We start from the raw sequence: 12,872 nt of genomic DNA on the forward strand, positions 1-12,872 counted from the left end.
GCGGCACTATGCAGGGTTCGCCCGATGACAAACGCAATGGTTTTGCAACTTGGTTGCGAACCGGGCGCTGGCCGGATCGAACGGCAACGCCCGCGATCGAACGCAAGTTTAACCCGTGGCACGATCCTGAGGACGGTCGCTTCACTTTTAGGGGGACAGGGCGACATTATGGATCGGGCGGGCAGGAGCCGGAATCGCGACCGACGAGTCGGTCACGCGCCCGGCCACACCTCCGCGTTGACGTCCCGGCCGTGCCCCTGCGCCGAACAACCGGTGGGGGTGGCTCATTTGGCGGTGCAGGCGCTGGGGGGGCATATGGCGGTCAGGTACGGGCCAAGCCAGAGCCCACACCTCGCGCGAGACCTGCTCAACTTATTGTCGCTCCAAGTCCAGTCAATCCCCGCCCATCCGCCAAGCCTGTACCATCAAGGCCCATGCGGACGCCGCGCTGGCGGAAGGTGGAACGCAACGAATACCATTTTTTTCTTGATGAACAGAACGATCCACACAGGATTGAAGTCGCCTCCCTGTCAATCGAAGCCAAAACGCCGCGGTCACGATCAGCGCAGCGCAATGCGGGCAAGCCTGACCGGCTGCCAACCGATGACGGCGGCCATTACATTGCGCACCGCTTCAACGGCCCCAATGATTCATTTAACCATTTCCCGCAGGACGCAGGGGTCAACCGCGGCAAATATCGTGCCCTCGAACAGAAATGGTTCAATGCCAGGGCCAAGGGCACGCCCGTCAGCTTGGCAATGAATATATCCTATCCCAAGGGATCGAGACGGCCCGATGTCATTCGCATCTGGTACAATATTGGCGGAGATACAAAGTATGCCAAAATCGATAACCGCCCCAGCGTCAAGGTAAAGCCGATAAAAGCGAGGAAACGCAAATGAGCGATTGGCAGTTGGAAATGGCAGACATAATTTCTGATATTGCGCGCAATCTGGTCGCGAAGCATGGTACAGAGAACAGGGGAATTCTTGCTTTGAGCGATTTTGAGCTCAATGCAGTTACCTATTGTGTATTTGTCGGAAAGAAGGATTGCATTGAATATTCCAATGTCCTTGATGAAGACATGGAGAATGTTGATCTTATGGAAGACCTGAAATACACACCTCCGTTGGAAAAACAGTGTGAAGGCGTCGAGATATTTATAAAGGATGGAAAGGTTTCGACAAGAATTCTCTACCCTGAAGATGTAGATCGAGAACGAGATGATTTAGAAGTGAGACGTGAAGTGGTTCATTCGTATTTCGGTGAAGGCGAGATTGTATTCCCTCCCATGCCCAAGGGCTTCTGGGGTGAACAAGCAGATTAGAAAGAGCTTCCAATCGCTGTTGTGGCCGAGTTTTCTCCGGGATTCTAGCAATCCTCAAGAAACTCTGGCTAGAAGCTGCCCATCCCTAAGAACACCCCTCAACATACGCCAGCGTCGGCATCATCCCGACATGCACCAGGCTGACCTTGCCCTTTTCGTCGATCTCGAAGAGCAGCCGGGGATCAGCGCCGGGCTGGGTCAGGTATTTGGCGGGGGCGTCGACATATTTGTGCGGCTCGGCGACGAACGACGGGAAGGCCGCGCGGACCTGTGCTTCGGTCGACCCGGGGCCGATGCCTTCGACCAGTTTCGCTCCGGATTCGTCGTTCACCGTGATCCGGCGGACGACGCCTTGCTCGACAATGGCATAGGCGCCGGGCCAGTCGGGCGCGCTGATCGTCAGGCATGCGTCGGACGCCTGCGCGCCGCGTGCGGCCCAGGGCGAGCCTGCGGGCACCGGCTTGCCGATGATCAGCCCGCCATAGCCTTCGAGAGTCAGCGTTTGCGCGCCCGCAACGGGAGGCGTCGGCGCGCCGGGTTCGGCGGTTGCCGGAACCTCGGCCGTGACCGGGTCGGCGGCGGCTTCAGGCTCGGCGCGGTCGGCTGCGGGCTCTGACCCGCAGCCGCCAAGCAGCATCATCGCCAGCGATGCGGCTGCAAACCCGGCCTTCACTGGCTCAATCATGCTCGCGGTCGCCAGCTCCCAGATACAGCTCGCGGCCCATGTCTTCGTACAGCTGGCTCATCTCCGCCATGCCCTTGAGCGCGGCTTCGCGGCTCGCCGCTGCCGTCTCAGCCCCGCTTGGCCCGGTGGCGATGAAGCCCTCCACCCCCTGGTTCTGCTTGGTGGCGAAGTCGCGGACCTCCTGGCTGATCTGCATCGAGCAGAACTTCGGCCCGCACATGCTGCAGAAATGCGCGGTCTTGGCGCCTTCTGCGGGCAAGGTCTGGTCGTGATACTGTTCCGCCGTGTCGGGATCGAGCGAGAGGTGAAACTGGTCGCGCCAGCGGAATTCGAAGCGCGCCTTGCTCAGCGCATCGTCGCGCACCTGCGCCGCCGGGTGGCCCTTGGCGAGGTCGGCGGCGTGCGCGGCGAGCTTGTAGGTGACCACGCCAACCTTCACGTCGTCGCGATCGGGCAGGCCCAGATGCTCCTTGGGCGTGACGTAGCAGAGCATCGCGGTGCCGTACCAGCCGATCTGCGCCGCGCCGATGCCACTGGTGATATGGTCATAGCCGGGCGCGATGTCGGTGGTGAGCGGGCCCAGGGTGTAGAACGGCGCTTCGCCGCACACCTCGAGCTGCTTTTCCATGTTTTCCTTGATCTTGTGCATCGGCACATGGCCGGGGCCCTCGATCATCACCTGCACGTCGGATTTCCACGCGCGGTGGGTCAGCTCGCCGAGTGTGTACAGCTCGCTGAACTGCGCCTCGTCATTGGCATCGGCGATCGATCCGGGGCGCAGGCCATCGCCCAGCGAATAGGCGATGTCATACGCCTTCATGATCTCGGTGATCTCGTCGAAATGCTCGTACAGGAAGCTTTCCTTGTGATGCGCGAGGCACCATTTCGCCATGATCGAGCCGCCGCGCGAAACGATGCCGGTGACGCGCTTGGCCGCCATCGGGATATACGCAAGGCGGACGCCCGCGTGGATGGTGAAATAATCGACCCCCTGCTCGGCCTGTTCGATCAGCGTATCGCGGAAGATTTCCCAGGTCAGTTCCTCGGCGACGCCGCCCACCTTTTCCAGCGCCTGATAGATCGGCACGGTGCCGATCGGCACGGGGCTGTTGCGCAAAATCCATTCGCGCGTGTCGTGGATGTTGCGGCCGGTGGACAGGTCCATCACGGTGTCCGCGCCCCAGCGGATCGACCAGACCATCTTGTCGACTTCGCTTGCTACGTTCGAGGCGACCGCGCTGTTGCCGATATTGGCGTTGATCTTGACCAGGAAGTTGCGGCCGATCGCCATCGGCTCGGTTTCGGGGTGGTTGATGTTGCTGGGGATGATTGCGCGGCCGCGCGCGACCTCATCGCGGACGAACTCGGGGGTGACGTAATCGGGGATCGACGCGCCGAAGCTGTTGCCGTCGCGCACGTATTCCGCGAGGCGCTCGCGGCCCAGATTCTCGCGCTCGGCGACATATTCCATCTCGGGCGTGATGATGCCGCGGCGGGCATAATGCATCTGGCTGACGTTCATCCCGGGCTTCGCGCGCAGCACCTGCTTGCGGACATTGGGGAACGCCGGCACGCCGCCCGAGCGATCGGGGCCGAGTTGGCCGTTGTCTTCGGGCTTGACCTCGCGCTGGGTCACGGCCTCGACGTCATTGCGGCCGAGGATCCAGTCGCGGCGCAGTTCGGGAAGGCCTGCGGAAATGTCGATCAGCGCGTTGGGGTCGGTGTACGGGCCCGAGGTGTCGTAGACGCGGACCGAGGGCTCGCCGCCGGCGAGATCGATCTCGCGCATCGCAACGCGGATGCCGCTGCCCGATTTGGTAGCAATATGCACCTTGCGGCTGCCGCGAATGGGGCCGGTGGTCACGCCGATCTCGGTGCGGGAATGGATATCTGCCATGGGTCTGCTCTCCTTGGTCGACGGAAAGAGCGGACGCGGGCGCATGAACAAAGACGCCGCTCCCTCCCTCCGCCGGTATCAGCCGGTTCAGGTTCAACGGGTCGTGGGACGCAACGCCCACCTCTCAGCCGCTCGGCTCCCCGGGGATGGGCGGAGATTAGGATGGTCGGCCCGCCAAGGCCAGCGAAATCCGCTTGCGCGATGTGTATTGTCACAATAACACAGCGTTATGCTGACATTGAACAACATCACACGATCCTATGGCCGCAAGCGGGTGCTGGATGGGGTTTCCGCCACCTTTCCCACAGGCCTTACGCTGCTCGTGGGGCCGAGCGGGGCGGGGAAGTCGACCTTGTTGCGGCTGCTGGCGACTGCGGAGAAACCCAATGCGGGCGACATGGCCTGGGACGGGGCGCCGCTGGCCGCTGCGCGCAAGGCGTTACGGACGAGCCTCGGCTATGCGCCGCAAGCGGTGGATCTGCCCGAGGACCTGACCGCGCGCGAATTCGCGCTGCACATGGCGGCGCTGAAGGGTCTTCGACAGGCCGAGGCAGATGCGCAGTTCGCGGCGATCACCGATCGGATCGGGCTGCATGCCGATATCAACAACCGCATCGCCACCTTTTCCGGCGGCATGCGGCGGCGGCTGGTGTTTGCGCAGGCTATGCTCGGCACGCCCCGGCTGCTGGCGCTGGATGAACCCACGGCGGAGCTGGATGGCGAGACAGCGGCGCAAGTCAGCGCGCTGATCGTCGAGCGTGCGCGGGAGGCGGTGGTCGTGATGACCACGCATCTGGCCGATGCGCTCGCCCCCCATGCGGTGCATGTGCTGCGTGTCGATCAGGGTCAGGTGCGACCCGCATGAACGTTTCTGCCCGGTCCGGCGAAGTGCTGCGCTCGTCGCTCCGTACCAGCATGCTGCGCTATCGACGCAGCTGGGGGCTTTGGCTGCTGCTGCTGATTGCCCCGGTCGGCGCGCGGCTCATGATTTCGGACGAGAGCGGCCGGGGCGTTGTGATCGCCGTCCAGGATCAGCTGCCGGTGCTGACCTCGGCGATGCTCGGGGTGTGGCTGGGCATCGTGGTGACGACGCTGTTGCTGCCGGTGGGTTATATCTATCTGCGCGCCAACACCAATCGCCGCCAGCCCTGGCAGGTGGAGGAGGTGACCGCCGCGCCGCGCATCGCGATGCTTCTCGGGCGGTTTGCTGCCGATTGCGTGGTGCTGCTGGGGTCGCTTTGCACGCTGACGCTGGCAGGCTGGTTTCTGGGTTGGCTGATGGTGACCGGGCCGTTCAGCCCGTGGTACATCGCCTATCCGCTCTGGCTGATCGCCGCCCCGCCACTGATCATGCTCGCAGCCCTGCGCATCCTGTTCGATGCGCTGCCCTGGCTACGCGGGGCACTGGGCGATCTCGCCTATTTCTTCCTGTGGATGGCATCCATCGTGATGCCCCTTCTGGGGGCGAACCAGCCGTCGTCCTTCACCGCCAACCTGTTCGATCATCCGGGTTTTGTGCGCCCGCTAGCGGGTCCTGAGCCTGCGGGGGAGATGAATGTCCAGATCGGCGGAGTGGACCCTGCCAGCCTGAAGCCCGGCCGCATCGACCTGGATGTCGGCGCCGGGCTGCACGCGCCGGGCTACATCGCAGCGCGTCTGGCCTGGATCGGGATTGCGGTGGCAATCGTGCTGATCGGAGGGCTGATGTATCGGCCGCATCGCGTCGGTAGGCGGAAGGCCGGTCATGGCTGGATCGCCAAGCTGCTGTCGGCAGGGCCACCGCCAGCGGCGCGCCTCGATGCGCCGGCCGCCCGGCTGGCCGGATCCCCCGCGCTGGGCCTGGTGCTCGCCGAATTCCGCTTGATCGGAGCGGGACGGCTGTTCCTGCTGCTCGCCGTTGCGGTGGCGCTGATGGGGCTGGGCGGTGATTATCGCCATATGGGCAGCCCGGCGTCTTTGCTGCTGCTGATCTTCGGCCTGTGCGCGCATGCCGGGCGCAGCGAGGCGCGCGGGCTGCTCAAGCTGGTCGTGACCACGAGCCTGTCGCCGATGATGCGGCGCGCCGCCTTTGTGTTGGCGGGCACCGGTTGGGCGCTCCTGCTGGCGTTGCCCGCTGCTGCGGCGCGAGGATCGGGCGAGCCGCTGTTGCTGGCACTGGCGACGGGCGGGGCTGCGTCGATAGCTGCGATGATGCTCGCGACGCTGACCGGATCATCTTTTGCCCCGCGCGTCGTCCTGCTGATTGCCTGGTACGTCTATCTCTCCAGCTAATCGGCGTCTATTCATGGCACCATGCCGCGCTCCATTTACCTTGAACGATTATCCCCCCCCTGTGACCGCCCGCATTGCCGCTGTCACACTCGCGCGATAATCTCCCTTCACTCAACACCATCAGGAGAGCACCCCATGCCCGCGCATGAAATAGACTACGAAATCAAGGGACACGAGCTGCAGTTTGTCGAGATCGAGCTCGATCCCGGCGAGAGTGCGGTAGCGGAAGCCGGGGCGATGGTGTGGAAGGATGCTTCGGTCGAGATGACCACGGTGTTCGGCGATGGCAGCGCGAACCAGGGTGGGGGCTTCATGGGCGCGCTGCTCGGCGCGGGCAAGCGTCTGGTCACTGGCGAGAGCCTGTTCACCACGGTGTTCACGCACACCGGCCAGGGCAAGGCGCGCGTCGCGTTCGGCGCGCCGACGCCGGGCAACATCCTGCCGCTCGATCTGACGCGCTATGGCGGCAAATTGATCTGCCAGAAGGACAGCTTTCTCGCCGCGGCCAAGGGCGTGTCGATTGGCATCCATTTCCAGAAGCGCATCCTCACCGGGCTGTTCGGCGGCGAAGGCTTCATCATGCAGAAGCTCGAGGGCGATGGCATGGTGTTCGTGCAGATGGGCGGCGCGCTGATCGAGCGCGAGCTGGCGCCGGGCGAAGAACTGCATGTCGATACCGGCTGCGTTGCGGCGTTCACGTCGGGCGTGGACTTCGATCTGATCTCGGCAGGCGGCATCAAATCGTCGCTGTTCGGCGGCGAGGGACTGTTCTTCGCGCGGCTGCGCGGGCCGGGCCATGTGTGGATCCAATCGCTGCCGTTCTCACGGCTTGCCGGGCGGATGCTGGCGGCTGCCGGGCCCAGGGGTGGGCAGAACCGGGGCGAAGGCTCCGCGCTCGGCAGCATTGGCGACCTGCTCAGCGGCAACTGAGCCGCCGCCGCGTCAGAGCGCGGCTGTATCGACCCCCGCCTGTTGCAGCATCGTGTCGATCTGCCGGCCGGGGTCTGCGAGCTTGCGGCTCGTGATCGCGGTGATCGCGGCCAAGGTCGGCGCGCTCACGCCGCTGTGCCGGGCGGCTTCCAGAAAGCTGCGTCCGTTCCACGGCGTGCCTGCGCGCACCGTCGCGAAGAAGCGGCGGTTGACGTCGTGCAGCCCGCGCGCGCCCGATGAGGCCCGCCGGAGATCGGCATCGATCGCCAGCGCGATCAGCATGCCACACTGATAGTGCAGGTCGAACTTGCCCGTGCGCGATGCTGTGTTCAGCGCCACCTGCGCCAATCCGGCTGCGCAGGCCTTGCGCGCCTCGGCAACGCGCCGGTCGACATAGGCGCTCATTGCGCTGCCCCGGTCGCGCAGCGCCAGCGCCGCCATGGCATCGGCGCCGCCTTCGTGGATCCAGGCTTCGGAGTCCGGCCCGATGACGTCATTTGTCCCTGCACGCTGAAAGAAATGCGCGGCTTCATGCGCGAAGAACCAGTCGAGCCAGAGAACTTCGCCCAGGTTGATCGGCTTGCGCCAGCCATCGCCATAGAGATGGATGAACACCTGCCCGGGCAATGTGCCGCCCTGGCTCGAGAGGCTGGTGCCCGATGGCGGCCGCGGATCGAGCGACACGTAAAGCTCGGGCGTGATTTTCAGCTCGCCATAGATCGCGGCGAATTCACGCATCGATTGCGGCAGCGATTCGAGCAGATGGTCGCGCAGCGAGGTCTGCAGCGCTGGATCGACGATGGCGAGGAAACCCGCGGTGGCAACCGGCTCCGCACCGCCGATATAGACGTACGTGCCCTCCTCACGGCTGACGAACGTGGCACGGTTCGCGCTGCGCCTGCCGCCGACGCCGATCGTCTCGCCTTCGGCATCGATCGTGACCGCGAGCGGCTCGGTGCCCTTGCACGGCAGCGCGGGGCAGGTCTGGAAGTGGCCGGAATAGACCAGCATTCCGCCATCGCTGAACGGAGAGAACGGCGCATAGGCCTTTTCGAGCGCGCTGTAGCGCACGGGAATGTCGAGGCTCAGCTGCGTGAAGGGCCTGCCATCGATCCGCTCGATGCGCTCGTCATCGCCGTCGCGCACCCAGCGGAATTCACTCGCCAGCGTCCTCCAGTCGCGCGCGCGATAGCCATCGAGATGCGGCGCGAAGTGCAGGGCTCTGGCGGGGCGCGCCAGCCGGTATTCGGCGCGCACGGCATTGCCGGGCGCACGGGTGATGTGCAGGCTGACGGGAGGTGCCTTGACGGTGGTGGCTGGACCAGTCTTGCCGGAGACGGGCAGCGCGGTGAAGGCGAGAGCGGCAAGGCCGATCAGCGCACGTGTGATGTTCCGGCCCATAGAGTCCTCATCGTGCCAGCCCGACCGGCCTGATGCCGATCTGAGCAGACCGGCCCGCTGCGCGCAATCAGAAGGTGTAGGTCAGCCCTACCCCGCCGAAGAACTGGTCCGCATCGCCGCGGATGGCGACCACCGGGCTGTCGGCGGCATCACCCTGCATCCGTGAATAGCTGGCCAGCGCGAACACGCCCCAGCCGCCATCGAGCGCGTTGCCCGACAGGTCGAAGCCCAGCAGCGCGCTGGTGCTGATCGACTTCAGCCCGCCGCCCGCGCGGTATTGCGGCAGGCCCGATGCGCGGCTGCCCGCTGCATCGACGCTGAAATAATAATCGGCAAAATCGCCGTCGACGAAATCACCCGAAACCGACAGGTTGAGCACGCCCTTGGTGCCGAACAGCTTGTTGTAGCTCACCTGTGGCGTGATGATGGCGCCCGAATGCGCGCCGGTGACATCGAACAGCGCGTCGGCTTGAAATGTCACGCTGTCGAAATAGTCGAAGATGCGGTTGATCTTGACGCCGCCGGTCGCGCCGACCTCGATCGCGATGTCGCGCTTGCCCAGCAGCTTGACCACCTCATCGCGAATGCGCCCATTGCGGTCGAAGCGTGCGCGGATGACCGGGCCTGCGATATACTCGACCTTGGGCAGCACGGGATCCTTGACGAGATCGACGAACAGGCCGGGGCCGCGTGCGCCGAACGAATAGCCCTTGTAGCTGCCCTGGATCGCAGGCGCGGGGAAGAAGACGTACTGGTCCGAACCTTCATAGCTGGGCACAAACCCCGCGCCGAGCCCCACGGTCATGTAGAAGTCCTTGACGAACACCGATTGCGACATGGCAGCGGCCGTCCCCAGCAGTTCGAGCTGCTCTGGCGTCGGGCCATAAGGCTTGGGCGCGGCCTCGCGGCGGGCTTCAGGTGCGGGCGGCTGGTCGGTGGCGGTCTGCGCCAGGGCAGGGGTGCTGAGCCCCAGGATCAGGGCAAGGCTCGCAAAGGTTCTGGCGATCATCGGGGACGTTCCATACATGGCACTGCGTTGCCGGGGCACACGCATCGGGAGGAGGGGGACACCACAGCTCCGATATAATGCTGCGCTGCAGCAGATCAAGGTGATTGACAGCGCGGGGCATGGCCGGCCTGTCGTGAGTCAATATCGCCGGGTTCCGCCTGCTCGGAAACCCGATGATGTGGAGGGCGAAGACGGTTCCGTCCGATGCTTCGGTCGCTGACAACACCGCAACACTATGTAATTAAATTTACAGAGTGACAGCTGCTCTCTTCGCACCTGCCGCAAAGATACAAGATAAATGGACGAAAAATGGGCTGCTTCCGCCAAATCGGCGTATCTCAACAGCATGCGATGTCAATTTATGACACGCCCGATTCGCAATGAGGTAACCGCCATGTCTTATACCGACCATATCCGCGCAAACGAACAGCTCATCGGCAGCCAGCAGGGTCGCTGGACCGGCATCAACCCCGAGTCCGTGGCGCGCATGCAGCTGCAGAACCGCTTCAAGACCGGCCTGGATATCGCCCGCTACACCGCCAGGATCATGCGCGAAGACATGGCCGCTTATGACGCCGATTCCTCGCAGTACACCCAGTCGCTGGGCTGCTGGCACGGCTTCATCGCCCAGCAGAAGATGATCTCGATCAAGAAGCATTTCGGCACCACCAAGCGCAAGTACCTGTATCTGTCCGGCTGGATGGTCGCAGCATTGCGCAGCGAATTTGGTCCGCTGCCCGACCAGTCGATGCATGAAAAGACCAGCGTGCCCGCGCTGATCGAAGAGCTCTACACCTTCCTGCGCCAGGCTGATGCCCGCGAGCTCGATCTGCTGTTCAGCGGCATCGACAAGGCGCGTGCTGCTGGCGACACCGCCAAGGAGCAGGAACTGCTGGCGCAGGTCGAGAATTTCCAGACGCACGTCGTGCCGATCATCGCCGATATCGACGCCGGTTTCGGTAACGCCGAAGCGACCTATCTGCTCGCCAAGAAGATGATCGAAGCCGGTGCCTGCGCGCTGCAGATCGAAAACCAGGTGTCGGACGAAAAGCAGTGCGGCCATCAGGACGGAAAGGTCACCGTGCCGCACGAGGACTTCCTCGCGAAGATCCGCGCCTGCCGCTATGCGTTTCTCGAGCTCGGCGTCGAAGACGGCATCATCGTCACCCGCACCGACTCGCTGGGTGCGGGCCTGACCAAGCAGATCGCGGTCAGCAACGAGCCGGGCGATCTGGGCGACCAGTATAACAGCTTCCTCGATTGCGAGGAGATCGATCCTACCACCGCGCGCAATGGCGATGTGATCATCAACCGCAACGGCAAGCTGCTGCGTCCCAAGCGTCTGCCGAGCAACCTGTTCCAGTTCCGCGAAGGCACTGGTGAAGACCGCTGCGTGCTCGACAGCATCACCAGCCTGCAGAATGGTGCCGACCTGCTGTGGATCGAAACCGAAAAGCCGCACGTCGAGCAGATCGCCGGCATGATGGACCGCGTCCGCGAGGTCATCCCCAACGCCAAATTGGTGTACAACAACTCGCCCTCGTTCAACTGGACGCTCAACTTCCGCCAGCAGGTCTATGACGCCATGGTCAAGGAAGGGTTGGACGTGTCCGAATATGACCGTGCACAGCTGATGGATGCGAAGTATGACGATACCGAGCTGGGCATCGCCGCCGACAAGCGCATCCGCACCTTCCAGGCCGATGGCGCAAAGCGCGCAGGCATCTTCCATCACCTGATCACGCTGCCGACCTATCACACCGCGGCGCTCTCGACCGACAACCTCGCCAAGGAATATTTCGGCGAAGCGGGCATGCTGGGCTATGTTCTGGGCGTGCAGCGTCAGGAACTGCGCCAGGGCATCGCCTGCGTGAAGCATCAGAACATGTCGGGCAGCGACCTGGGCGATGCGCACAAGGAATATTTCGCTGGTGAAGCTGCGCTGAAGGCGGGCGGCGTCAACAACACCATGAACCAGTTCAGCTGAGCACGCTGAACCGGTCCCAAGACCGATAGAGTTTTCCTGGGGAGGAAAAGGTATAACCCGTCGGTGGCAACACCGGCGGGTTTTCCTTTGGCGCCGCGCCGCCGGTCCATGCTATTGTCCCGATGGGTTCAGGATCAGGGAGGGTGCGCAATGGCAAAGGTCATCGGGCTGGGCGGCTTGTTCTTCAAATCAGCCGATCCTGCCGCGACATGCGCCTGGTATGCCAGGGTGTTGGGGATGGATTTCGGCGAATGGGGCGGGGTCGTGTTCACCCCCGACACCGCCGCCGCGCATCCCGGCGCGGGCACGGTGTTCTCGCCATTTTCCGCCGAAACCGATTATTTCGCACCGTCGGACAAGGAGTTCATGTTCAACCTGATGGTCGATGATCTCGACGCCATGCTGGCGCGCTGCGCCGAGCAGGGGGTGGAACCGGTCAAGGTCTTGTCGCCCGAGCCCAACGGCCGCTTCGCGCACATCATCGACCCCGACGGGCGCAAGATCGAACTGTGGCAGCCGCAGCCGATGGCGTGATCAACACCGCATAGCTGTGTAACGATGATTGCAATGGGTAAGCGCGATTGGGCTTATAATCCCATGTCAGCTATCTGCTCATTCGGGGAAAAAAGCTGCCATTCAGCAAGCGACCCCATTGCAGCCATAGTTTGTTGCGCTAAAAGTTTCCCGATGATTGACAACATTTGGCATTTGAGAGGCTCCGTAAAATTGCCTTCCGATGTCATGAACATTGTTGCAATCGAACGTATCGAAGCCTTCCTGACTGAACAGCACAAGCCAGTGTGCGAACAGACCAATTCGTCCATCAGCTTCCACTCCCCGCTTTGGGAGGATTGGTTTACGGTCAACAATTGGCTGACGCTAGTGATTTACGACCGTGGAAATTTTTGGATTGAAAAAGATCTCGATGACCGTTCCCTCCAATATGATTTGCGGAGTTTGCATGGCTTAGTTTTTTGCTTGGCCGCGGCATTGATGTTTCTGATCTTTGCTACCGTCTTTCAAGGCATCGCGGTAGGCCTGTGCGTCAGCCTATTTGCCTTTGTGTGGCTTTATGGTGGCAATATGCTTTTGGCATGGTGGCGTGTTCCTCTGGCAATTCGAAAGATGGTCAAGGAAATGACTGTCTCCAAGAGGGGCTGATCTAGCAGCAGACATTCGCCTTTCCACCCATAGTCAGTCATTCGCGATCATGTCACGCTGCGCCGTAAGCAGACGTTCCGCGCCCAGCCTTGCACCCTATCGTTACCCGTTCAATCGCCCGCAAAGCGAGCTGAGGCCAATTTTTTCATAAATTCCCAGTGACTTAAAAATATGGTGAATTAACGGAGCGGCTGCGACCGGGGC

General features: G+C 62.8%; 12 protein-coding genes and 1 riboswitch. Of the genes, 8 read left to right on the forward strand and 4 right to left on the reverse strand.

The window, feature by feature from the left end; translation table 11 throughout:
* Positions 1-458 precede the first annotated feature (458 nt).
* Positions 459-902: a DNA/RNA non-specific endonuclease gene (locus D618_RS17365; RefSeq protein WP_238550559.1), complete on the forward strand. Its 444-nt coding sequence runs from the start codon at positions 459-461 to the stop codon at positions 900-902.
* The gene (locus tag D618_RS19575) at positions 899-1,327 is read left to right on the forward strand and encodes a hypothetical protein (protein ID WP_152414465.1); all 429 of its coding nucleotides are present in this window, start codon (positions 899-901) and stop codon (positions 1,325-1,327) included. The genes D618_RS17365 and D618_RS19575 overlap by 4 nt, the downstream gene beginning before the upstream one ends.
* An 85-nt stretch (positions 1,328-1,412) precedes the next feature.
* Here the strand turns inward: D618_RS19575 and D618_RS0101360 are convergent, their stop codons facing one another.
* Positions 1,413-2,012: a hypothetical protein gene (locus D618_RS0101360; protein ID WP_081590375.1), complete on the reverse strand. Its 600-nt coding sequence runs from the start codon at positions 2,010-2,012 to the stop codon at positions 1,413-1,415.
* The gene (thiC, locus tag D618_RS0101365) at positions 2,005-3,909 is read right to left on the reverse strand and encodes a phosphomethylpyrimidine synthase ThiC (RefSeq protein ID WP_017669689.1); all 1,905 of its coding nucleotides are present in this window, start codon (positions 3,907-3,909) and stop codon (positions 2,005-2,007) included. Before thiC ends, D618_RS0101360 begins: the two co-directional genes overlap by 8 nt.
* 47 nt (positions 3,910-3,956) lie before the next feature.
* A riboswitch (TPP riboswitch) is annotated at positions 3,957-4,062 on the reverse strand.
* A gap of 76 nt (positions 4,063-4,138) precedes the next feature.
* On the opposite strand from thiC, the gene D618_RS0101370 reads away from it, so the two are divergent.
* From D618_RS0101370 to D618_RS0101380, 3 genes are all read left to right on the forward strand, one after another.
* The gene (locus D618_RS0101370; protein WP_017669690.1) at positions 4,139-4,774 is read left to right on the forward strand and encodes an ATP-binding cassette domain-containing protein; all 636 of its coding nucleotides are present in this window, start codon (positions 4,139-4,141) and stop codon (positions 4,772-4,774) included.
* Positions 4,771-6,180 carry a hypothetical protein gene (locus D618_RS0101375; RefSeq protein ID WP_017669691.1) on the forward strand — a complete coding sequence of 470 codons (1,410 nt, stop codon included), beginning with the start codon at positions 4,771-4,773 and terminating at the stop codon, positions 6,178-6,180. The genes D618_RS0101370 and D618_RS0101375 overlap by 4 nt, the downstream gene beginning before the upstream one ends.
* A gap of 135 nt (positions 6,181-6,315) precedes the next feature.
* Positions 6,316-7,110: a TIGR00266 family protein gene (locus D618_RS0101380; protein ID WP_017669692.1), complete on the forward strand. Its 795-nt coding sequence runs from the start codon at positions 6,316-6,318 to the stop codon at positions 7,108-7,110.
* Between the two features lie 12 nt (positions 7,111-7,122).
* On the opposite strand, the gene D618_RS0101385 is transcribed toward D618_RS0101380, so the two are convergent.
* Positions 7,123-8,511 carry a hypothetical protein gene (locus D618_RS0101385; RefSeq protein ID WP_017669693.1) on the reverse strand — a complete coding sequence of 463 codons (1,389 nt, stop codon included), beginning with the start codon at positions 8,509-8,511 and terminating at the stop codon, positions 7,123-7,125.
* A gap of 67 nt (positions 8,512-8,578) precedes the next feature.
* A complete protein-coding gene (locus D618_RS0101390) occupies positions 8,579-9,520 on the reverse strand; it encodes a MipA/OmpV family protein (protein WP_017669694.1) in 942 nt (313 codons plus the stop codon).
* A 394-nt stretch (positions 9,521-9,914) separates the two neighbouring features.
* On the opposite strand from D618_RS0101390, the gene D618_RS0101395 reads away from it, so the two are divergent.
* The 3 genes from D618_RS0101395 to D618_RS0101405 all read left to right on the forward strand — a co-directional run bounded on the left by D618_RS0101395 (position 9,915) and on the right by D618_RS0101405 (position 12,668).
* Positions 9,915-11,507 (forward strand): isocitrate lyase, encoded by a 1,593-nt coding sequence (locus D618_RS0101395; protein ID WP_017669695.1) that lies wholly within the window; start codon positions 9,915-9,917, stop codon positions 11,505-11,507.
* Positions 11,508-11,657: 150 nt separating this feature from the next.
* Positions 11,658-12,041, forward strand: coding sequence for a VOC family protein (locus D618_RS0101400; protein WP_017669696.1), 384 nt, complete (start codon positions 11,658-11,660; stop codon positions 12,039-12,041).
* 153 nt (positions 12,042-12,194) lie between these two features.
* Entirely contained in the window at positions 12,195-12,668 is a 474-nt protein-coding gene (locus D618_RS0101405) for a hypothetical protein (protein ID WP_017669697.1), read from the forward strand.
* The last annotated feature ends 204 nt before the right edge of the window (positions 12,669-12,872 follow it).

Source organism: Blastomonas sp. AAP53, from assembly GCF_000331245.1.
In the GTDB taxonomy this organism is placed as follows: Bacteria; Pseudomonadota; Alphaproteobacteria; order Sphingomonadales; family Sphingomonadaceae; genus Blastomonas.